Below are 22813 nucleotides of genomic sequence, written 5' to 3' on the forward strand. Positions count from 1 at the left end.
GGTTGCTCAGCCTCGCGAGACGGGGGCCGGGGACACGTCCGCTGCGGGGGTGCGCTGTTCGCTCCTGATGGTGCGCAGCACCCGGAGCCCGTCACGTACCGCGTTGAGATTGCTCTCGCCGTGGATGCGGTCCTGTTCGAAACTCGGGACCTCGGTGATCTTCAGACCCGCGTTGGCGACTCGCACGTTGATGAGCGTCTCGATCTCGAAGCCGTCGCCCCACTGCGCCTCTGTCGCGTCGACCGATGGCAGCGCCATCACCGGGACGTGGTGACGCCAGAATGCGTTGTAGCCGTAGCACAAATCGCTGAACGACGCCCCGAACTTGAGGTTGACGATGGCGTTCAACGCCTTGTTTCCGAGCTTCCTGCTGAACGTGATGTCCGAGCTTCCGCCGCCGGCGGCGAAGCGCGTTCCCTTCGCGAAGTCCGCGCCTGCCACGAGTGCCCCGACGAACAGCGGGATCTCGGCCGGGTCCGTGGATCCGTCGGCGTCGATCATCACGATGATGTCCGACGTGGAGGCGAGGAAACCGCAGGCCAAGGCATTGCCCTTGCCTTTTCGGCTTTGTGTCACGACCGTGGCGTCGGGCCAGAGACTCCTGGCCACCTCGACCGTGTCGTCGACGGAATGTCCGTCGACGAAGACGATCTCGTCGATGTCGGCCGGCATCCGCGCGGCAACGTGCGGGAGGTTCTTGGCTTCGTTCATGGCAGGCACGACGACCGTGACCGTCGGCCGCTGCGACCCGTCCCCGTCGTTGCGACCGTTGTCTTCGCCTTTGCGTTGGTCGACGCCCACGACGTCGGTACCGTCGGAGGGTTCCAGGCGATCAGGCGTGTAGAGGCTCATTTGTCCGTCTTTCCTCGTCGGGCGAATGGCCCGGCAGCATCACAGTCGTCCCATGCGAGCACTGACCACCCCGTGTCTGGAGTGATGTCCTCACCACGTGCAGCGTGCAAAGGAAGCAGAGACCGTTCGAACCCCCGCAGTTCAGAAAACATCAATGTTTTCGACTATCGGTCTTCTTTGCAGGGATAAACCTATCTCAAGTTTGTTTCTTGTGCACCAGTTAACGCGGAGTGACTTACAACTCAGTTACATTTCGGCAAACCGGAGCGATCGCGCGGACCGGTCGTTCTCACGACGGCCAGTGACACGCCCAGTCCGCTGCTCCGAGCGCGGACTTGCCCTGTGCACGCGCCGCATTCTCGGCTGCCCGGATCCGGGTGATGAACGCGTGCGTCGCCGCCCGGAGTCTCGTCTCGGCTTCCGCCTCAGCTGCCAGACCGGACTCGATCTCCACGGGCACGAGCTCCGGCGGCAGGCCGGCCTTGCTCGCGCGGGCGATCACCTTCGCCGCGAGGGACGCCGCGGGCTGACTCATCGCGACGCCGTCGAGGCAGGAACTCCGCGCCTTCTCCGCCGCCTTCCGGATCTCCCATGCCCGTTCCTGCTCCGCGATGTCGATCGGTCCGACGACGTCCTCCCCGAGGTGGGGACTGCGGTGCACGAGTTTGGCCACCAGGGTCGCGGCCACGCCGTCGACGTCGAAATTGCCCGACGCCGAGGCGATGCGTGAGTGGAACAGAACCTGCAGCAGCAGGTCTCCGAGTTCTTCACGCAGGTCAGCGGGTTCGGACGACTCGATCGCGTCGAGAACCTCGTACGTCTCCTCGACGAGGTAGTGCGACAGGGTGCGGTGCGTCTGCGTCACTTCCCAGCCGCCGTAACTCCACAGTCGGTCCATCACCTCGGCGGCCTCGACGAGGTTGTCGCCCGGGACCTTCGGTGCCGCGATGACGCGTGACCCCGATGCGACCCACTCGCGCACGGTGGGGTGGTCGGGGTCGGTACTGACGAGGACGGCGGCCCCGGGTGCTTCGGTCAGCAGGGTCCGCACGCCCTGGGGTACCTCGTCGGTGAACTCCACCCCGTCACCGACCACCCCGACGGCCTCCATCGGGATCGTCGTCGGCCGCAACGGGTCGAGCAGGACCACCGTCATCGGGTCAGGCCTCCATCACCACGGACCCGGCGGCCTTGCCGTCCAGCGCGACCACGAAGTCGGCGATGTACTGCAGCAACTCCACGTCACGCACCCGCTCCGCGCCGATTCCGCCCGACCCCGCCCGGGGCAGCGGCAGCTGCACCATTCCGGTGGTGGCACGGTACTGGGCGCTCGGGTAGATCCGCTTGAGGCGCAACTGCTTCGAGTCGGGCAGGGCCATCGGTGCGATCTTCAGCTGCGTCCCGACCACGGCGATCTCCTCGAGTCCGTACTCGCGGGCCAGCAGGCGCAGCTTGGCCACCGAGACCAGTCGGCGGACCTCCTCGGGCAGCGGTCCGTACCGGTCGACGAGTTCGTCGACCACGGCCGTGATGCCGTCGAGTTCGGTGGCCGCCGCGAGCTTGCGGTAGCCCTCGAGTCGGAGGCGGTCGCTGGTGACGTAGTCGGGAGGGATGTGCGCGTCGACGGGCAGGTCGATACGGACCTCCTTCGGGGCGTCCTCCGTCGTGATCGGCCTGCCGTCGGCCGCCGCCCGGAACGCCTCGACCGCCTCCCCTACCAGCCGCACGTACAGGTCGAACCCGACACCCGCGACGTGACCGGACTGCTCGGCGCCCAGCACGTTTCCGGCGCCGCGGATCTCGAGGTCCTTCATCGCGACCGCCATGCCGGCACCGAGGTCGGAGTTCTGTGAGATGGTCGCGAGGCGGTCGTAGGCAGTCTCGGTGAGCGGCTTCTCCGGCGGGTACAGGAAGTACGCGTAGCCGCGTTCCCGGCTCCGCCCGACGCGCCCGCGCAACTGGTGCAGCTGCGACAGGCCGAGGGAATCGGCGCGTTCGACGATGAGCGTGTTGGCGTTGGAGATGTCGAGACCCGTCTCGATGATGGTGGTACACACCAGCACGTCGTAGTCGCGTTCCCAGAAGCCCTGCACGGTCCGTTCCAGGGTGTCCTCGTTCATCTGCCCGTGTGCCACCACGACCCGCGCCTCGGGGACGAGTTCGCGGATCCGCTGGGCCGACTTGTCGATCGAGCTGACCCGGTTGTGGACGTAGAACACCTGCCCGTCGCGGAGCAGTTCCCGTCGGATGGCCGCCGCCACCTGCTTGTCGGCGTACGCACCGACGTAGGTGAGGATGGGGTGCCGTTCCTCCGGCGGCGTGAGGATCGTGGACATCTCGCGGATGCCCGCCATGCTCATCTCCAGCGTTCGCGGGATCGGCGTGGCCGACATCGTGAGAACGTCCACGTGGGTGCGCAGGGCCTTGATGTGCTCCTTGTGTTCCACACCGAAGCGCTGTTCCTCGTCGACGATGACGAGGCCCAAGTCCTTCCACCGGATCCCGGTCTGCAGCAGCCGGTGCGTGCCGACCACGACGTCGATCTCGCCGTCGGCCATGCCGGCGATGGTCTCCTTGGAGTCTCCCGCATCCGTGAAGCGGGAGAGCCCGCGCACCGTCACCGGGAACGCGGCCATGCGCTCGGTGAACGTCTGCAGGTGCTGCTGAGCGAGCAGCGTCGTCGGCACCAGGACGGCCACCTGCTTGCCGTCCTGCACCGCCTTGAACGCCGCCCGCACCGCGATCTCGGTCTTGCCGTAGCCGACGTCCCCGATGACGACGCGGTCCATCGGGACCGCCTTCTCCATGTCGGCCTTGACCTCGCTGATGACCGTCAGCTGGTCGTGGGTCTCGGTGAACGCGAACGCGTCCTCCATCTCCTTCTGCCACGGGGTGTCCGGGCCGAACGCATGTCCGGGTGCGGCCTGCCGCGCCGCGTACAGCTGGACGAGCTCACCGGCGATCTCACGAACCGCCTTGCGCGCCTTGCGTTTGGTGTTGGCCCAGTCGGAACCGCCGAGCTTGCTGAGCGCGGGCAACTCGCCGCCGACGTACCGCGACAACTGGTCGAGCGACTCCATCGGAACGAACAGACGGTCGCCCGGGTGTCCGCGCTTGCTGGCGGCGTACTCGATCACCAGGTACTCGCGGCGGGCGCCGCCGATGGTGCGTTCGACCATCTCGACGAATCGTCCGATGCCGTGCTGGTCGTGCACCACCATGTCCCCGGCGGTCAGGGCCAGCGGGTCCACCTGGTTGCGGCGCTTCGCCGGCAGCCTCCTGCCGTCGCCGACCGCGGCCACCCGGTTGCCGGTGAGATCGGCCTCCGTGACGATGACGAGTCCGGCAGTGGAGTCGTCGCCGGGGAAGACCAGGCCGTCGTGGAGCGAACCGCGCAGCACCCCGACCTGGCCCCGCGGGGGCTCGGTGCCGGGCGCGAGTTCCGCCGCGGGCACCTCGGCCTCGCGCAGACGCTCGAGCACGCGATGCGCGGTGCCGGCGCCCGCGACCACGATGACGGCGCGCCCGCCGGTGGTGACGTGGGCGCGCAGACTCACGAACAGTTCCGACAGCAGGTCGTCGGACCCACGGACCTGCGGTGCCGGCGTGACCGCCAGCTCCAGTTCCTCGCCGTTGCCCGACGCGAGCGGGCTCAGCGTCCACCACGGCAGGCCCCTGGCCTCCGCGGATTCACGGACCTGGCTGAGCGAGCGGTAGGCGGAGGCGCCGAGATCGATGCCGTCACCCCTCAGCACCGAGGTGTCGAGCGGGGCGGCGCCGCCGATCGAGGCCGCCGTCCACGACGCCTCGAGGAACTCCTGACCGGTGCGCACCAGGTCGGTGGCGCGCGTCCGGATCTTCTCCGGATCGCACAGCAGCACGTGTGCGCTCTCGGGCAGCACGTCGGTGAGCAACTGCAGTTGCCCTGGCCGCAGCACGGGCAGCAGTGCCTCCATGCCTTCCACCGGGATGCCGGCCGACATCTTGTCGAGCATCTCGACGAGCGCGGCGTCGGCCTGGTTGTCGACCGCGAGCTGCGCGGCCCGGTCGCGGACGTCCTCGGTGAGGAGCAGTTCGCGGCACGGCGGGGCGATCACCGCGTCGATGTCGAGTTCGGGCAGCGACCTCTGGTCCGCGACGGAGAACGCGCGCAGTTCGGTGACCTCGTCGCCCCAGAACTCGACGCGCACGGGATGATCCGCGGTGGGCGAGAACAGGTCCAGGATGCCGCCGCGGACGGCGAACTCGCCGCGCTTGCCCACCATGTCGACGCGCGTGTACGCCATTTCGACGAGCCGCTGGATCAGCCCGTCGAAGTCGTGCTCGACGCCCACGCGCAGCGTGACGGGTTCGATCTCACCGAGTCCCGGTGCCATGGGCTGCACCAGCGACCGGACGGTGGTGACGATGACCTGGAGCGGCGCCCCGTACGAGCGGTCGTCCGGCCGCGCGAGTCTGCGGAGCACCTCCACGCGGCGACCGACCGTGTCGGCGCTCGGCGACAGCCGTTCGTGCGGCAGCGTCTCCCACGACGGGAACTGCGCGACGGCGTCGCCGATCATCTCCCGCAGTTCGGCGGTGAGGTCGTCGGCCTCGCGGCCGGTCGCGGTGACCAGCAGCAGATGGGTGCGCTCGGCGAGGGCCGCGGCCACGAACGGCCGGGCGGGTCCGGGCGCGACGATGTCGAGGTGATGGCGTCCGAGAGCCTCGGTCACCTGCGCGATGACTGCGTCGCCCAGCGCGATCTTCGCCAGACCGGCGAGCGGGGTGTCGGACGAGGGCTCGGCAGCGATGAGCGGGGAAGACAACGACGCACTCCTGAGCAGTGATGACGAACTGCCGGCGAACAGCTCGGGCCGGGACGAGCGGCCAGTTGCGGACTGAGCCAGCCTAGTCGATATCGCACACGGACGGACCGGGGTCCGTATCAGGTGGCGGCCTGCACGACCGGTGCGACGGTCATCGAGTTCAGCGCCCGCACGTGCCCGGTCACCGCGTCCGCTGTCCCGGTCCTGCGCACCGGCACGATCCGTGCTCCGCCCGGCGGCAGATGGAACCAGGAGTCCTCCGGTTCGAAGCCGCGGAGTTCGAGGTGGACGTACTGCGCAGCGCCGTCGGTACCGACGTCGACGACCCAGTCGCCGGACGCCGTCTGCCGCGCCGCCGCCGTCAGGCCGACGGTCCGTTCGAGGGCGCGCGCCGGTCCGCCGACGAGGTGAACGGACTCGGCGACGACACCGTCCTCACTCGACAGAAGGACGGTCACGCTCTCGTAGCCGCGGGGACCGAAGCGGTGGACGTGGGTCGCGTCGGTGAAACGCCCGAGCACCGTGTCGAGCGACCACCGGCGGGCCGCGTGCGCGGCGACGGTCACCGGTTCGGTGACGTCGAACGCCCGGGCACCCGTGCGGGTGTGCACCTGCACCCGCAACTCCCCCGCGACCTCGTGGTCGGAGTCGTTGACCGCGTCGATCCGCAGTCCGTCCAATCCGTCCTCGGCGAGGAGGACTGCGACCGGCAGCGACATCCGCCGCATCACGAACCACGGCGCCTTCGGCCTGCCGTCGGAGTCGAGCAGCCCCCACCCGGCGCCGGGTTCGAGGTCGCGGAGCGCGAGCACCAGCGCGCCGTCGCATCCCGAATCGGGCCGCCGCCAGTATCCGAGTGTCGCCGCGAACGCCTCGCAGACGGCGGCCCGGCCGAGGGCGAGGTACCGCTGGGGGTCGCTCCACCGGACCGTCGACGGCTCCTCGCCGAACAGCGTCCGCACGTAGTGATCGCGGACGTCCTCGAAGTCCCAGGGGGCCCCGTTGTCCCGCGGCACGGCCGCCTTCCACCGTGGGTGGTGGCCCGCGACCGCGAGGCTGCCGAATTCGGCCTCGATCGCCGCGTCCGACGGGGGGATCGAGAACGCGAGGCATTCGGCGGCGAACCGCACCCGGGCCTGGCGGACGTCGGACAGCGGAAGCCGATATCCCCCGACCCCGAAGTAGTGCGCGATACCCGTCCCCACATGGGTCGCGAGCGCGTCGTCGCCCGGCGGCGAGGTCGGTGACGACGACACCCGCACCAACCCCGGCGCCGTCCGACCGACCACCGCCGGAATCACGTCGTGCACCGCCGTCATGTGCGACGACGGAAGTCCGAGCATCGCCGGTTGCTGTTCGGTCTCGCTGCCTCCACTGAACATGGTGAGCGCGGGGTTCCCGGACAGCGGCCGCAGCACCGCCTCGACCTCGGCGGTCAGCAGGTCCAGGAACGGCTGGTCGTCGGGCGGGTCGAACGTCGACAGCATGACGTCCTGCCACACCATGACACCGAGTTCGGCACAGTCGTCCCAGAACGCGGCGTCCTCGTACACCGTCGTGCCCGGCACGCGGACCATGTTCAGGCCGGCCTCGACCACCCGCTCGAGGGTGGCCCGAGCCTGATCCCGGCCGCCCAGCCCCACCGGATCCACGGGCGTCCAGACGGCGCCGCGGCAGTACACGTCGATTCCGTTGACCGACAGCCGGAATCCGCCGTCGCCGCACGCCGCACGCACCGTGCGGAATCCGACCGCACCCAGGTCGACGACGTGCTCCCCCAGGACGATGCTCAGCGGATACGTCGCGGGGGCGCCGTGGGTGTGGGGCCACCACAACCGGACGTCGGGGACGCGCAGTTGGGCGCGGATCTCCTGCGCGCCCCGCCCAAAGTCCACGATTTCCGCGTCCACGGTGAGGTCGCCGAGCCGCACGACGGGAGCCGGTCCGGCCGAACGATGCACACGCACGGCGAGGTCCAGCACGCCCGTGCCGTCCTCGACGGCGGTGACCACGTGACGGTCCGACAGGACAGGCGCGGCGCGGTCGCGCAGTCGCACCGCCCGCCACGGACCCACCGGGGCCGGCACACCACCGAAGACCGGGGCGCGGCCGAGCAGGCTCGTGCGAACCCAGCGCAGGCCCTGCGCGCTCACCAGCGATGACCGCCAGCGTCCGCGTGGCCGCCGGCGGCGGAGCGCGGCATCGAGCGACGGAAATCGGATCGCCAGCGTGACCGTGCCGGGGCGGGAGGCGAGTTCGACCGAGGCAGGCACGAACATCGACTCCGAAGACAGGACGAGGTCCTCGCCGGCCCACACCTGCGCGTGCGAGGCGAGGCCGTCGAACTCGAGCCGCCACGGCCCCGGGCCGCCGCCGGACACGTCGGTGACGAACCACCAGTCCACCGTATCGGTCTTCGTCGCCCGCGCCGCCGCAACGCCGTGGGTCGCCCGGATCGCGCCTGCCGCGGTACCCGGCACCTGCGCGGGATACCACGGACCCGGCACACAAGCCAGGCCCGACGGATCGGTGACCGAGCCCGGTTCCGTTGCCACGCAACGCCACCGCGCGCCGGCGAGAAGATCCATTACGCGCGTCCGACCATTCGCGCCACGCCACCCACCGACCGTTCCCACGCCTCGGCCATGCCGTCGAGTTGCGCCGACGGGTCGACACTGCGTCCGCGAGCGGCCCGCGCCATCTGGAACTGCACGCCCTTCGCGCCCTGCGCCACCGCCCGGAAGCCCGGCGCGAACGCCGCTGCCCCCGCGAACCCGTTGCGCTCGAGGTACTCGCAGACGTCGGCGGCCAGTTCCGCGGTGGCACCGCACTGCCGCAACACCCCGAACGTCCACAGGTGGAACGTGTCGATGCCGGCGTCGCGGATCCAGGGCACGTCGGCGACCACTCGTTCGCCGAGTTCGCGCACCGGATTCCCGTCCGGCCGGGTGGCGAGATGATGACGCAGCACCGCCTCGAAGCGCGCCGGACGGTACCCCGGGTCCCCGTCGAACCGGACCTGCTCCACGTAGGGGGTGAAGGTCGCCGACCCGGCGACGTCGAGCCCGAACAACCCGCGAAAGTCGTCACCGGCCAACCGGTGATACCCGCTGTTGTGGAAATACTCGAGCGCACCGGCCTCCCGGTCGACGTAGTTCGCGACGATCGTCGTCTTGGTGTGACTCTCGCGGTACCCGGTGCCCACCGTGTCCGGGAGCCAGTGCGCATCCACCTCGACGGTCGACAGCATTCCCGCAGCGAGGTTGTCCTCGACGTGGTCGAGGACCCGGCGCCAGACGTTCATCTCCCCCACGTCGATCCCGTACAGCGCGAACAGATCCTCCGGCTTGAACTTCAGGAACGTCCACTGTGATCCGTCGAACCGGGCGCCGAACGCGCACGCGGCGGCGGGCACCGGATCGAGCCCGAGCGAGTGGAGCACCTCCACCCACAGGTCGAGGTAGCAGTTGGTCTCGGTCCACGTCCGCTCGTCGGAGTGGATGGAGTGCGGCTCGTATCCGTCCGGCGAGATGTCGATCAGCCGGGACATCACAGCGACATCCGGGATTTCACCGCACTCGGCCAGCGCGACGGGTCCATGCCGTGGGTCCGCAGCATCGCGAGCGCGATGCGTTCCATCCCGAATCCCACGCACGCACTGTGGGCGACGCCGCCGTCCGCGGTGGCGATGTCGAACGTGACACCGAAGTGGTCCTGATGGCAGTTGCACGAGACGACGGCGGTCCCCTCGTCGAGATCGCCGTACAGGCGCACCGTGAGCTCGGTCTTGAGGTTCTCCTCGCGCTGGTTGGCGGCGAGCATGCGTCCGACCCTGCCGAAGAACGGGTCGTTGGCGACCACCGGCGTGGCGTCCAGCCACAGGTCGGACAGCACCTCGAGCCCGCGCTCGATCCACGAATCACGGTGGGTCGCGGCCTGGTCCGCCGTGCCGATCTGCACGAACTCGTGCATCCGGAACGCCTGCATGCGGGCGGGATCGAACGCCGGCTCGTGCCGGAAGCAGTAGCCGTACACGTCGAGCAGCGCACCGCCGTCCGGCAACACACCCGTGAACATCGGGTACGCGGGGTGGCACGCCGCCGACACCAGCACCGTGTCGGTCGGTTCGAGCCACTTGTCCCAGCTCTCACCGTCGGCTCGCGCCGCCAGCAGTTGGGCGTGCTCGGCGTTGGTGCCGGTGAACGTGTTGATCGCCCCGGTCAGGTTGGGGAACGACGCGATGTAGTCGGTGCGCTCGAAACTGGTGCGCGGGAACACCGGAGGAAACCGGAATCGGGCAGCGGACGCGCCCGGCCCTGCTGCTCGCACGACCGCGTCGATGCCGTCGACGATGTCCTCGAACAACCCCGACCGTCCGTATAGGCCGGCGACGGACGTGTCCACCAGGAGTCCGGCGTCCAGCAGTTCCGCCCGGAAGGCACGCCGGGCCCGCTCGAGTTCGCTCGTCTCTTCCCGTTCCACTGCTGTATCCGTACTCATATCGTCCCCCGGTATGCCGTGGCCATCTGCGCCGAGTTGGCCATGATTCGATCGTTGTTGACCATGACGGCCGCTCCGTGCGCATCGCGCAGGTGCCGGCCGAGCGAGTACTCCGTGTCTTCCCGGTAGCCGGCGATCCCGCAGATCAGCAGGGCTCTGCCGACCAGGTCGACAACCAGCGTCGACGCCGTCACCTTCAGGTTGTTCATCGCCAGCGAATAGCCCACTCCACCCGCGATTTCGGCCTCCGGCGAACCGGGGGGCGCCGCATCGGCGTCGTCGAACCGGCGGGCCGCCGCGAACACGATGTCCGAGAACTGCTGGTGCACAGCGGCCGCCTCGGCGAGACGCGATGCCGCGGGCGAGGCCACGCCCGGCTGCTTACGCGCTGCCGCTCGCACGTACCGCCGCGCCTTCTCCACCGCCGCGTCGGCGATGCCGAGCCACACGGCCGACCACACCGAGTGCGACACCGGGAGCATCGTCGCCGCCGAGATCTCCGCATAGGGATCGGCGACGACGAGATCGGGTGTCGTGGTGGCACGCAGCACGAATCCGGGACTGCAGGTTCCGCGCAGTCCCAGCGTGTTCCAGTCACCGGTGCGCTCGAGCGTCACGTCGGCACGCCGGCAGACGACGAGCACCTGGTCGCTCGGCGGGCTGTCGGGGGTGCGCCGCGCGGTCGCGAGGATCGCGTCGGCGTACTCGCCGTAGGAGATCACGGGGGCATTCTTGACCAGCGTCACCACCCCGCCGGACTGCTCCACCGCGCACGTGCTGCGCCGGACGTCGCCCCCGATGCCCAGTTCCGTCGTGGCCGATGCCAGCAGGAACTGCCCGGCGACCACGTCACGCAGGAAGCCGGAAACGCCGTCGCTACCCGGATGTCGTACGAGCGAGAGGATCTGGGTCTGGTGCATCGCGAACACCATCGCCGTCGCGGCGCAGTGGCGCCCGAGGGTCCGGGCGATCGTGCACAGTTCGCGAAGCGTCGCACCTTCGCCACCCAGTTCCGGGGGAACGGCACACGAGAGCAACCGCTGGTCCCGGAGCGCGTCGATCGCTTCCTGCGGAAAACGCGCGTCCCGATCGACGTCGACGGCCCAGCGCGCAGCCACCTCGGCCACGACCCTCTCGGCTCGCGCCGCCGGTCCCCACGACTGCGCGGACTCGATCCCGGTGTCGCTCCCCAGGGCGATGCTCATGCCACTCCGAGTTCGACGAGTGCGCCCCGAATGGAATCCACACTCGCGAACGTGCTCTTGCGCAGCAGCTCGTCGGGGAACTCGACGTCGAACGAATCCTCCAGCGCCAGCATGACGTTGACGCTCGCGTGCGACGTCAAACCCAGTTCGTAGAGATCGGCGCCGACGGCGATGCTCGCGGCATCGACGGACAGCCGGGCGTGGTCGCCGAGAACCTTGCGGATGGTCTGCTCGCTCATGGGTGGCGTTCTCCTTGGTGATGGGGTGGGGTGCCGAGCCGGGACGCGGTGACCATCGCGATCGCGACGTCGGCCTCGTGCGAGATCGAGACGTCGAATCCACCGAGCCCCTGCCGCTCGGCGAGGTCCGATGCGTTGCCGGACAGGCGCACTCCGCATCCGCCCCAGCTCTCGCGCCGGATCTCGATGGACTGCCACGGCAAGGCGACGTCCCCGGGTCGCAACACCTTGACCACGGCCTCCTTGGCCGCGAACCGGGCGGCCAGCCGTTGGGCCCGCGCAGGTCCTTCGCAGGTTTCCAGTTCGTGGGGTGTGAAGATTCTCGTCAGGTAGCGGTCGCCGAACCGCTCGACGCTGCTTCGCACGTGCCCGACCGTCATCACGTCGCACCCGATACGGGATTCGGGGATCGACAAGACAGAACCACCAGACATCGATCCCCCTGCTCCAGTCTTCGACAGTCGCCCTCAGCGACTCTCCAGCAAACCCTTCGAGAAGTTACCGCACACCGGCAATTCAAGACAAGAGGTACTGCGGTGTGGGCATAAACATACCCTGGGTCTGTAACGCTGTCCTGGCAACGCGATCAAGCAGCAACTCCGACGCACGCGACTCGTCTGGAACTCACCGACGCACCGGGCTGGTAGTCGAGCTACAGCCCGACCTCGATGGCTCCGGCCGCCAGCAACTTACCGATCTTCTCCGCCGAGACCGGCCGGCTGAACAGGAAGCCCTGCGCCCGATGGCATCCCATGTCGAGGAGTTGCCGGGCCGACTCGACGTTCTCGACGCCCTCCGCGACCAGCTCCAGGCCGAACGATTCGGCGAGACCGATGATGGACTTCACGATCGCCCGATCCTCGGGGTTGGTATCCAGGTTCATCACGAAACCTTTGTCGATCTTCAGCGTCCCCACCGGCAGCGCCTTGAGGTGGCTGAGGGAGCTGAACCCGGTGCCGAAGTCGTCGATCGCGACCTCCACGTCCATCGCGTGCAAACCTTCGAGCGCTTCACGCGTCCAGGTCAGATCACTGAGCACTGCGTTCTCGGTGATCTCCAGGCACAGCGCGCCCTTCCGAAGGTCGAATTCCGTCAACGCGTTCGCGACGACGTCGAGAAAATCCAGACCGGCCAACTGCCCCGGCGAGACGTTGACGCGAAGATCCAGATCCAGCTCGGGCACCTGCGACCGCCAGTCGGCCCACTGCCGGCAGGCCTTCCGGATCACCCAGCGCCCGAGCTCCCCCGCAACATTCGTCGCCTCGGCGACGTCGATGAACGACGCCGGCTGCAGCAACCCGAGCAGCGGGTGATTCCACCGCACCAGGGCCTCCACCCCGATGATCCGGCCGGTCCGCAAATCGACCTCGGGCTGGTACTCGAGGAACAGCGACTCGTCCGCGATGGCCGCACGCAGACTGAGCTCGATCATGTTGCGTTTCTCGCTCTCCTCCTGCATCTCGTCGGTGAAGACGCTGATCGCGTTCCCACCCTTGGTCTTCGCGACCATGACGGCCTGGTCGGCCTGGCTGAGGAGCGAACTGGTGGTGGCCTTGCCCGGAATTCCGACCGCGACGCCGATACTGACGCTGCGGCTGACCACCTCGCGGCCGAGACGCACCCGCTCGGTCACGACGTCGCGGATGTGCTGCGCCCGCACCTCCGCCTCCTCCAGCCCCACCGATCCGCCGAGCACGAGCACGAATTCGTCGCCGCCCAGCCGGGAAACGAGGTCGTCGGTCTGGCTGGTCGATCTGAGCCGGTCCGCGATCGTCGAGATGAATCCGTCACCGGCTCCGTGACCGAAGAAGTCGTTGAGAGGCTTCAACCGGTCCAGGTCGAGGAACAGGATCGCGACCGGCCCGGCTTCGGACTCGGCGAGACGAGTGTCCAGGTGGTGGTAGAGCGCGCGCCGGTTGCTGAGACCGGTGAGGGAATCGTGGTCGGCCGAGTAGCGCAACTGCTCCTCGACGACGATGCGCGCCTGAACCTGGGCGAGCAGGGCGGCGATCGCCTTGAGGACGTCGAGCTCCGGCGGCGTCCAGTCGCGGTCGCCGAACTTGATGAATCCGAGCGTGCCCGTCGTCGTGTCACCGGACAGCAGCGGAACGGCTGCGAGCGACACCTGCGGCACCCCGGACGCCTCGCGAACCCGCTCGTTGTAATCCGGACCGGACACCTCCGGCCGGAAGATGGCCACTTCCTTCTGGTGCTCGATCTGGGCGAACGTCGAGTCGGCGTCCTTGAAGTAGACGATGCCGAGCGGGTCGGGGTCTGGGATGAAGGGCCGGAGCGGGTATTCCGCGACCAGGACCGTCGCCGCGATCTCGTGGTCTGTGAACCGGAGGAAGCTGGTGTCGACCTCGAAGTGCTCCACGAGATCCTGCAGCACGCGGGTGGCCACGGGCTTGAACGAGACCGCATCGACAGGCGTGAGCCGGGACGCTACGGTCGTCACCAGGGTCTCGAGCTTTTCGGTTTGCTTCTCGGTGTTCACGGGCCCTCCTGTCCTTACGATATCCGCCTGCGAACTCGGTCGGCGAGCCGCTCGCTCCGAACCGACGGGCCCGGCGCATGGCTGAGCCGTAACACCATGGCGAGCGCTTCACCCGCCTTCGCACCGACGACGTCGAACAGTTCCTCCCGCAGCCTCTCCAATGGTGCCGCATACCGTGGTGAGACTTGTTCGAGTTCCGCACTTTCCACACCGTAGAGAAACACAGGCGAAATCGGCTGGACGGCGAGCCCGAGCGCCTGGGCGTGGATCCACACGCTCTCGGTCGCCTCACCGCCGCGCACGTAGTCCCGAGGGGTGCTGCCCGGTATGGCGACGACCGCGACAGCCGAGCTCGACGCCACACGGTCCGCGGTGGACTTGCCCAGCGCGCGTCCCTCGTCCAGTGCGCCGAGTCGTTCCATTACCTCGGGTCTCCGCAGCAGCGCGAGGGTCGACAGTTCCGCCGAATCGAGTTCCAGTGCACGAACGTCGATGCCGGTCTCGACCGAATCCAGCGGCGGCCACCGCAACTCGCCGATCATCTCGCGGTGCAGGGTCGGCGTGAGGAATCGGATTCGGTCCGACTCCGCCAGAATGGCGCCGATCGTCGAGATGTCGTCCCGGTCGGTCACCAGGCAGAGGCGTGCGCCCTCGCGCGAGGCCGCCTCCGCGAGAAGTCCCGCCTGCGTGTCGTCCAACGGCTGGGGCACGCCCGGCCTGCGGTTGGTGGTCCGGTCGAGCATGTGTTCGTAGCGGTCGGTGAGTTCCCGGTCGTTCCCGCTGCCGAACGTCATCGTGGCGGCGGGAAGTCCGGCATCGCCGTCGTGGACCGTCACGGCGCCGAGCAGTCCGGCGGCCGACGCGGCGATCCGGGCGTTGTGCAGCGCGGCGCCGACCGCGACACAACTGCCGCGGTAACCGACGTCCATGGCCGTCGTGTACTCAGGGGCCACTGAAATGGTCAGCCTCGTGTTGTCCGCCGCGATCGTCCACGGCTGGACGTTGCCGCCGGACGGCGCGCGGGACGCGGCATGCACGACGGCGTCGACGGCGTCGTCCGAGACTGCTGCGGGCACCGCACGATCTTCGGGCTCCTCCGGCAGGTCGTGCGGTGGCGGTGGATCGGCGAGGGAATCGAGACGCTCGTCCAGATCCATGCGGCACCGACCCGATGCGAGCGGCTGTCCGAGCCCGATGCGCCGCACCGCCGCCGCGACCTGCGCACCGCCGAGCAGCACCTCGCCCCCGAGCTGAGGCCACGTGGAGATGGTTTCGTCCACCTCCACCAACGACGCCGCCATCGTCGCCGACAGCTGTCCGGCGTCGAGAATCCGAAGGACGAGCGGAATCTTGTCCCGCGAGCCGAGCCCCGCCAGCGACTCCACGTCGACGTCGCCGATCACTCCGTGGAAGACGGGCCGATCGGGTTCGAGGTCGTATCGCTCGACGTCCAGCAACCCCCGGTCACTGGTCGCCATCAGCACCGGCAATCCCCTGCGGCGGGCCTCCCGCCGCAGGGATACCTTCACGTCCAGGGAATCGCATTCGTCGATCACCACGTCCGTGCCGTCCAGGAATTCGGCCACCGACCCGACGTCGAGACCGTCCTCCCACAACGTCACCGTGACGTAAGGGTCGATCTCCGCGATACGGCGGGCAGCGACCACGGACTTGTTCACACCGAGATCGAGAACCGTTCCGGGAACCCGGTTCAGGTTGGACAGTTCGAGGGTGTCGAAGTCCGCGAGCCGCAGACCGCCACACGCACCTTCCAGCGTGAGAGCCAACGCGACCGCGTGACCGACGCTCAGACCGACGATCCCCACGGTCACGTCTCTGAGGCGTTCCTGTTCCTGCGCGGTGATCTTGTTCCGATTCCGGTCCAGCCGCAGCAGCCGGAACGATGCGGGGCCGAGCAGACGCACCACGGTCCGTCGCCACGAGTAGTACGCCCACACCGGAGTCTCGTCCAGCACGCCGGGTCCCGGTGTGGGCACGAGAGAACGGAGGCTGTCGATCTGTTGGCCGAGCCGGTCGACGAAGACCACCGCGGGGTCGCGGCGGAGGCGGTCGAGTACCGCCGCGTCCTCGGAGTGGTCCTCGTCGAGCAGCAGGGCGGTGTAGTCACCGCGGGATTCGTTCACGAGACGCTCCGCATCGGCCGGACGACGTTTCCTCCCGTCCCCGTCGCGATGCCTGCCGACGGCGTCGGTCGGGACGTCGTGAGTAACAGTTGGGCCAGCTGCATGGATTCGGCGCGGCCCCTGCGCCTACTCCGATCCCACCACATCAGCCGCGTCTCGTAGCGGTCATCCGGATAGGGCACGGGAGCAATGTGGTCGGCCACCACGCCACCGGTGGTTCGCCACGTGTCCAGGACGTGGGATGCGGCGGTCGCAAGCATGAACTGGACGTCGAGCAGATCCATCGAGAAGGTGGCGATGCGACCCAATGCGCCGACGAGTTCACCCCGCCTGGCGGCCGTGTCCGCCACCCACGCGCCCTTCGCTTCCACGACACCGAACGGAAGCCGGTCCTCGATCATCCGGCGGACGGCGGGAGCTCCGGGATCTGTTCCCCATTCCGTGATCGCATGCGCCTGATCAGCGACAAGATACGGACCCTGGGCGCGGACGCCGGCTGCGACCGAACCGTCCGGTGCGATGGCGACGAAGAACAGTGCGGTGGTGTCGCCGGCCTGAATCCGCTGGTACTCGAGCGCCTTCTCGGCGCCGTACTTGCGATAGCCCGCGAGTGCTCCCTCGAGATACTCTTCCCAGAGCGTCGGCTCGTCGGAGGGCCGGGCGACGACGAAGCGACACTCCGACCGCGGATCCCACACACTCAGAGTTCGATCGAGTATGGTCTCCGTCGACCAGACGTCTATCTGCGGATTCGTCAGCTGTTCAACAGACATTGGTATTCCCATCGGGCGTCGGTGCGGCAATTCCGGGGACTCACGGGTTACGTAAAGACCCCAAGAACTGGACAGACGAACCCGGTCACAGCCCCGCGGCTACCTATTTTCCGCGTTTACACCAGATTTGTCACCTGTGATGCCATGAATGGGCCCAAAAACAAACTTCAGGTCGGTAATTGACGACCCGGAATTAGGTGAGGGAAATGAACAGCTCAACGCTGTTCGGTGCGCGGAAGACCTCGATCTCCTCCGCGTAGGCGCGCTCGATGCGCCCTTCCTTCTCGGCCAGCTCGGCCTGAATCCACACGTCTTCGATCGGGTCGGATGACCGCCCGTCAGGTGTGAACTTGGCGAAAAAGCCGGCCGGGACACGCACCAGCACGTCACCGATCTCGAGATGACCGACATCGATGCACCGGTATCCGATCACCGCGGTCCACCCCAGATCCGGGACGGCGACGTAAACGGTGATCAGCTCCTCGACACCACGCTGCTGGACGCGCTCCCGAGTGAACTTCATCAGATCGCTCGCGTGCGCCGACGAACCCAGCTCCATGCGCGGCAGAACCAGCCCGCCGAAGTCGGCGGACTCACGCTTGACGATCTCGAAACTCATTGTGGCCCCTACCTCGTGGCGGGTGGCACTATCGCCACATACAAATCGATCCCGAAGGCGTGCGGGTAGAACTCGAAGTCACCGGTGTAGGAGCGTTGAATCTGCCGCGATTCCTCCGCATCACGAATCTGCCCCCAGAGCGCGTCGAAGAGGTCGGGGAAGGTTCCCACGGAGGAGAACTTCGCATAGGTCCCCGCAGGAATCCGCGATACCAGATGCCCGCGTCCGACCTGATCGATCGAAGAGCACTCGTAGCCCACGATTTGCGTGTAATACGAGTTGATCTCGGGAGCGTGGTCGACATAAGCAGAAGCCAACGGCCTGTCCACGTTTTGCGCGAGAAGGGTCGACCACGTCTTTTCGAGGTCCTTGTCGCGCGCTTTTCCCAGCGCCCTCTTCGGACTGCGGACGGCCAGTCCGGCGACCAGTGTCTCTTCGCGTTCGACTATGACGAACGGCATCGGGCACCCTCCGATGTCATCGGCACATTGGCTTCAATGGCAATTATTGCTCGCCCGCCTTTAATTCGGAGGACGAGATATCACCATACCTCGTCCAGGATCCGCGGTCTGCGTCCTTAGTCGCGAAAAACCTACATGGCTAAGTCATCACTTATTTGATCAAGTCTCCGCGAGACGTCAAACAAAAGGGCAACCATCCGTTATTCCCGAGGATTAACATACTTGAAGTTGGTTTCAGGCCTTGCAAGACGACTTGGAGTGTGGTTTATTGGACGGATCGAGACCTTGGGTGTGACGCAACTAACACACAGAGCGACCTCCAGGTCTCGATGACGAGGGGAGACTGCCCGTGCGCTGCCGACTGTGCGACTCCGATCGCTTGCGAAGCGTCCTGGATCTGGGGGCGACGCCGCCGTGCGAGCTCTTCTTGACCGAGCAAGGCCTGGACGCCCCCGAGACGAACTATCCGCTGCACCTGCGCATCTGCGAGGACTGCCTCCTACTTCAGGTTCCGGCCCTGATCTCCCCGGAGGACACTTTCACCGACTATGCCTACTACTCCTCCTACTCGGATTCATGGGTGGAACACGCACGGCAGTTCGTCGGCTCCTCGGTGACGCGGCTCGGCCTCGACTCGAGATCATTGATCGTCGAGGTCGCGAGTAATGACGGTTACCTGCTGCAGCACGCGGTCGACGCCGGGATCCGCTGCGTCGGAATCGAACCGTCGCACAACGTCGGCGCGGCCGCACGTGAACGAGGTGTTCCCACTCTCACCGCATTTCTCGACGAGGAACTCGCCGCCGACATCCGCGCCGAGCACGGTCCGGCAGACCTCGTGGTTGCGAACAACGTGTATGCGCACATCCCCGACCTCCGCGGGTTCACTCGCGCGCTGCGTACCCTCGTCGCCGACGACGGCCAGCTGAGTATCGAGGTGCACCACGCCCTGAATCTGATCGTCCTCGGGCAATTCGACACGGTCTATCACGAGCACTTTCAGTACTACACGCTCCTCTCCGCCATGCGTGCGCTTGCCACGGCCGGCCTCTCGGTCGTCGATGTGGAACTTCTGGAGACACACGGCGGCTCGATCCGGATCTGGGCACGTCCCGGCACTGCCGGCGAGGTGCCCACCCCGCGCGTCACCGACGTATTGAAGGCGGAAGAAGACGCCGGACTGCACACCGTCGACGGATACAGCCGACTCGAAACTCAGGCGAGAGTTGCTCGACAAGAACTGCTCGGGTTCCTCCTCGACTGCCGGGCCCAGAACAGGACCGTCGTCGGCTACGGCGCTCCCGGCAAGGGAAACACCCTGCTGAACTACTGCGGAATTCGCCCCGACCTACTCGAATACACGGTCGACCGTAATCCGTACAAGCACGGCCGGTACACGCCGGGCACCCGGATCCCGATTCTCGATCCCCGGCAGATCGAGAAGGATCGGCCGGACGTCGTCCTCGCGCTGCCGTGGAACCTCGAGACGGAGCTGACCGAACAACTGCACTACATCACCGAGTGGGGCGGAGAGCTCGTGTACCCGCTCCCCTCCCTGCACAGAGCGACATTCCAACCCGAGAGCGTGGCAAGGAGGCTCACGACATGAAAGTTGTCCTGTTCTGCGGCGGATACGGCCTACGCATGCGCAACGACCACAACGACGTGATCCCGAAACCCATGCAGATGGTCGGACCACGTCCGCTGCTATGGCATGTCATGCACTACTACGCTCATTTCGGCCACACGGAGTTCATTCTGTGCCTCGGGTACGGTGCGGAGGCCATCAAAGACTACTTCCTCGACTACCGCGAAGCGGAATCCAACGACTTCGTATTGCGCGCGAGCAAGATCGAGCTGCTGAACTCCGACATCAGCGACTGGTCGATCACGTTCGTCGATACTGGTCTGGAGTCCGCGATCGGCGAGCGTCTGCGACGTGTTCGACGGCACCTCGGCGAAGACGAGTACTTTCTCGCGAACTATGCAGACGTACTCACCGACGCCCCCCTCGACGATGTCATCACGAAGTTCCACGAGTCGGGCGCGGCTGCATCCATGCTCGTCGTCACGCCCCAGTCCTCGTTCCACTGCGTCAACGTGGCCGAGAATGGCGAAGTCAAGGAGATCATCCCGGTCAGCCGGCTGCCCATCTGGGAGAACGGCGGATACTTCGTCCTTAGCCGGGAGATCTTCGATCTTCTTCCCCCTGGCGGCGATCTCGTGGCTGATGTGTGTGAACGCCTTGCCGGTGAAGGCCGCTTGTTCGGGTATCGCCATGAGGGATTCTGGAAGCCGGCGGACACCTTCAAGGAGCGCGCCGAACTCGATTCGAACTACTCGCAAGGCATCCATCCGTGGATGGTGTGGGAGCCGTCGCAGCCCGCACACAGCGCGTGATGATCAGCCTCGACACACGAGGGCTCCGCGAAGTAGCGGTGCTCGGTGCGCACTGTGACGACGTTGCGATCGGGCTCGGAGGCACCCTTCTCACAGTTGCTTCCAGCACTCCCGGCCTTCGCGTCCGGGCGCTCGTGCTGGCCGGCGCCGACGCCCGGCGCGAAATAGAGGAGCGTCATGCGTTGGCGGCATTGTGTCCCGCCGCCGACCTCGAGCTCACGGTTCTCGACGTTCCGGACGGGTACGCACCGGCATATTGGGAGCCGATCAAGAAGGCAGTCGAGGCGTTCGGGCGCGATTGTCATCCCGATGTGGTATTCGCTCCGCACCGAGCCGACGCACACCAGGACCACCGTATGTTGGCGGAGCTGGTTCCGACGGTGTTCCGTGACCACCTGATCCTGGGGTACGAAATCCTCAAGTGGGAAACCGACACACCTCGGCCGTCGATCTACCACCCGCTCACCCGCGCTGTGGCGACGGAAAAGGCGCGGATACTGCTGAAGCACTACCCCTCCCAAACCAACCACGATTGGTTCGACGAAGACTCCTTCCTCGGGCTGTCACGGCTGCGGGGTGTGCAGTGCAGACAACCCCACGCGGAGGCGTTCGTCCTCGAAAAGGCAACCATCCGATTCGGAAGGACCTGACATGCGAGTGCTCCTTACCGGCCACCAGGGATACCTGGGCTCGGTCATGGTTCCGGTATTGCAGACGCGCGGGCACGACGTCGTGGGTCTCGATTCCGGACTCTTCGCCGGATGCGTACTCGGTCCTGCACCCGCCGACCCTCCCTCTTTCCAGGTAGACCTGCGGGACGTGACAGAGCAGCATCTGTGCGGCTTCGATGCCGTAATTCACCTCGCTGCCCTGTCGAACGACCCGCTGGGGTCTCTCGCGCCGGACATCACGTACGAAATCAACCATCGCGCGTCCGTCCGACTGGCTCGCCTGGCGAAGCAAGCCGGTGTGCGGCGATTTTTGTATGCCTCGACATGCTCCGTATACGGTTCGGCCGGTAACGAGTTGGTGACGGAGTCCGCACCACTGCGTCCACTCACGCCATACGCCGAGAGCAAGGTGCGCGTCGAGGAAGACGTAGCCGAACTCGCCGACTCCGGGTTCTCTCCGGTTTTCCTGCGCAACGCGACCGCCTTCGGATTCTCCCCCCGGCTCCGCGCCGACATCGTCCTCAACAACCTGGTCGGTACTGCGATGCTGACGGGCACAGTGCGAGTCTCGTCGGACGGCACGCCGTGGCGCCCGCTGGTACATGCCCAGGACATCGCCACCGCGTTCGCGTGTGCACTCACCGCGCCGGTCGATCGGATCCACTGCGCCGCCTATAACGTCGGGACCGAGACCAACAATGTGACGGTGGCACAGATCGCCGAGGCCGCCGCCGCGGCGGTCCCCGGCTCACAAGTGCTCATTACGGGAGAGACGGGCGCGGACCCGCGGTCCTACCGCGTCGACTTCTCGGCCATCCGCACGGCATTCGAAGACTTCGTGCCGCGATGGAGCATCGTCGACGGAGCGGCCGAATTGTACGACCGGTGTACCCGCTGGGGCCTCACGGACGTGCTCTTCACGCAGCGCTTCACCCGACTCGCCCATCTTCAGCAACTCGAGCGCGCCGGTGAACTCGATGAGTCCCTGCGGTTCCAGCGAGTTGGGGCCGGCCATGAATGACGCGAACTCCCAGGAACCATCACAACCGTTCGAGCAAGGCCGTCCAACTCCCCGCCGCGGCGTCGCGGTCACTGATCAGCGAGACCGGAAGCGGCCACGTTATCGCAAGAGACGGGTCGTCGTGGGCCACCGCGATGTCAGCCGTCGGATCGTGCTCACGATCGATTCGATAGCACACATCCGCGACCTCGGTGAGTGCCTGGAATCCGTGCAGGAATCCGGGCGGGACATAAAGATGCGCGAAGTCCACGTCGTCGAGTCGGAATGCCTCCTTCTGCCCGAACGTCGGCGACCCCCTGCGGATATCGACCAGGACGTCGTAAATTGCGCCATGCGCACACCGGACAAGTTTCGCCTCACCGGGATTTGCGCGTCCATGCATGCCCCGCACCACGCCGCGCCACGACCGGGACTGCGAATCCTGCAGGAAATCGGCGGCCAGAATTCCGGTCTCGCTCACATGTTCATCGAACTGGCCGGCTTCGAACGTACGAGTGAAGAGACCTCTGTCGTCGCGATACGGCACGGGCCGGAATACCCGGACATCCGTCAATTCGGTGGTTTCAACATGCACGCTGCAATTCTTGCGCACAAGGGCCGGGTCGGGCACCGATTCCATCGCA

The 22813-nt window shown here is 67.0% G+C and carries 19 protein-coding genes; 4 read left to right on the plus strand and 15 right to left on the minus strand.

Annotated elements, in window-relative coordinates; translation table 11 throughout:
• Window positions 1–6 precede the first annotated feature (6 nt).
• The 14 genes from JVH1_RS07565 to JVH1_RS07630 all read right to left on the minus strand — a co-directional run bounded on the left by JVH1_RS07565 (window position 7) and on the right by JVH1_RS07630 (window position 18098).
• Window positions 7–852 carry a glycosyltransferase family 2 protein gene (locus JVH1_RS07565; RefSeq protein ID WP_009479004.1) on the minus strand — a complete coding sequence of 282 codons (846 nt, stop codon included), beginning with the start codon at window positions 850–852 and terminating at the stop codon, window positions 7–9.
• Window positions 853–1141: 289 nt separating this feature from the next.
• Window positions 1142–2008 carry a MazG family protein gene (locus tag JVH1_RS07570; protein ID WP_009479002.1) on the minus strand — a complete coding sequence of 289 codons (867 nt, stop codon included), beginning with the start codon at window positions 2006–2008 and terminating at the stop codon, window positions 1142–1144.
• 4 nt (window positions 2009–2012) lie between these two features.
• Window positions 2013–5660 carry a transcription-repair coupling factor gene (gene mfd, locus JVH1_RS07575; protein ID WP_009479001.1) on the minus strand — a complete coding sequence of 1216 codons (3648 nt, stop codon included), beginning with the start codon at window positions 5658–5660 and terminating at the stop codon, window positions 2013–2015.
• A 119-nt stretch (window positions 5661–5779) separates the two neighbouring features.
• Complete coding sequence (locus JVH1_RS07580) at window positions 5780–8248, minus strand: glycosyl hydrolase family 2, immunoglobulin-like beta-sandwich domain protein (protein ID WP_009479000.1); 2469 nt, start codon at window positions 8246–8248, stop codon at window positions 5780–5782.
• Complete coding sequence (locus tag JVH1_RS07585) at window positions 8248–9210, minus strand: DUF1839 family protein (protein ID WP_043781847.1); 963 nt, start codon at window positions 9208–9210, stop codon at window positions 8248–8250. The genes JVH1_RS07580 and JVH1_RS07585 overlap by 1 nt, the downstream gene beginning before the upstream one ends.
• Complete coding sequence (locus JVH1_RS07590; protein ID WP_011597873.1) at window positions 9210–10160, minus strand: amino acid--[acyl-carrier-protein] ligase; 951 nt, start codon at window positions 10158–10160, stop codon at window positions 9210–9212. The genes JVH1_RS07585 and JVH1_RS07590 overlap by 1 nt, the downstream gene beginning before the upstream one ends.
• On the minus strand, window positions 10157–11365 hold the full coding sequence (locus tag JVH1_RS07595) for an acyl-CoA dehydrogenase family protein (protein ID WP_009478997.1): 1209 nt from the start codon (window positions 11363–11365) through the stop codon (window positions 10157–10159). Before JVH1_RS07595 ends, JVH1_RS07590 begins: the two co-directional genes overlap by 4 nt.
• Entirely contained in the window at window positions 11362–11604 is a 243-nt protein-coding gene (locus JVH1_RS07600; RefSeq protein WP_009478996.1) for an acyl carrier protein, read from the minus strand. The genes JVH1_RS07595 and JVH1_RS07600 overlap by 4 nt, the downstream gene beginning before the upstream one ends.
• Entirely contained in the window at window positions 11601–12038 is a 438-nt protein-coding gene (acpS, locus tag JVH1_RS07605; RefSeq protein WP_009478995.1) for a holo-ACP synthase, read from the minus strand. Before acpS ends, JVH1_RS07600 begins: the two co-directional genes overlap by 4 nt.
• A 218-nt stretch (window positions 12039–12256) precedes the next feature.
• Window positions 12257–14101, minus strand: a complete 1845-nt coding sequence (locus tag JVH1_RS07610) for a bifunctional diguanylate cyclase/phosphodiesterase (protein WP_009478994.1) — start codon at window positions 14099–14101, stop codon at window positions 12257–12259.
• Between the two features lie 14 nt (window positions 14102–14115).
• Complete coding sequence (locus JVH1_RS07615) at window positions 14116–16245, minus strand: Rv1355c family protein (protein ID WP_009478993.1); 2130 nt, start codon at window positions 16243–16245, stop codon at window positions 14116–14118.
• Window positions 16242–17018, minus strand: a complete 777-nt coding sequence (locus tag JVH1_RS07620; RefSeq protein ID WP_009478992.1) for a hypothetical protein — start codon at window positions 17016–17018, stop codon at window positions 16242–16244. Before JVH1_RS07620 ends, JVH1_RS07615 begins: the two co-directional genes overlap by 4 nt.
• Before the next feature lie 193 nt (window positions 17019–17211).
• On the minus strand, window positions 17212–17637 hold the full coding sequence (locus JVH1_RS07625; RefSeq protein WP_009478991.1) for a hypothetical protein: 426 nt from the start codon (window positions 17635–17637) through the stop codon (window positions 17212–17214).
• 8 nt (window positions 17638–17645) lie between these two features.
• Entirely contained in the window at window positions 17646–18098 is a 453-nt protein-coding gene (locus tag JVH1_RS07630) for a GyrI-like domain-containing protein (RefSeq protein ID WP_009478990.1), read from the minus strand.
• Between the two features lie 349 nt (window positions 18099–18447).
• Here JVH1_RS07630 and JVH1_RS07635 point away from each other — a divergent pair, with 349 nt between their 5' ends.
• From JVH1_RS07635 to JVH1_RS07650, 4 genes are read left to right on the plus strand one after another with little or no spacing between them, the layout of a single operon-like run.
• Window positions 18448–19707, plus strand: coding sequence for a class I SAM-dependent methyltransferase (locus tag JVH1_RS07635; protein WP_011597869.1), 1260 nt, complete (start codon window positions 18448–18450; stop codon window positions 19705–19707).
• Window positions 19704–20498, plus strand: coding sequence for a glucose-1-phosphate cytidylyltransferase (locus JVH1_RS07640; RefSeq protein ID WP_009478988.1), 795 nt, complete (start codon window positions 19704–19706; stop codon window positions 20496–20498). Before JVH1_RS07635 ends, JVH1_RS07640 begins: the two co-directional genes overlap by 4 nt.
• A complete protein-coding gene (locus tag JVH1_RS07645) occupies window positions 20498–21148 on the plus strand; it encodes a PIG-L deacetylase family protein (RefSeq protein ID WP_011597868.1) in 651 nt (216 codons plus the stop codon). The genes JVH1_RS07640 and JVH1_RS07645 overlap by 1 nt, the downstream gene beginning before the upstream one ends.
• 1 nt (window position 21149) lies before the next feature.
• Complete coding sequence (locus JVH1_RS07650; protein ID WP_009478986.1) at window positions 21150–22190, plus strand: NAD(P)-dependent oxidoreductase; 1041 nt, start codon at window positions 21150–21152, stop codon at window positions 22188–22190.
• 19 nt (window positions 22191–22209) lie between these two features.
• On the opposite strand, the gene JVH1_RS07655 is transcribed toward JVH1_RS07650, so the two are convergent.
• Window positions 22210–22809: a dTDP-4-dehydrorhamnose 3,5-epimerase family protein gene (locus tag JVH1_RS07655; RefSeq protein ID WP_083849875.1), complete on the minus strand. Its 600-nt coding sequence runs from the start codon at window positions 22807–22809 to the stop codon at window positions 22210–22212.
• Window positions 22810–22813 lie beyond the last annotated feature (4 nt).

The sequence above is a fragment of the Rhodococcus sp. JVH1 genome (assembly GCF_000280725.2).
GTDB classification, from domain to species: domain Bacteria; phylum Actinomycetota; class Actinomycetes; order Mycobacteriales; family Mycobacteriaceae; genus Rhodococcus_F; species Rhodococcus_F jostii_A.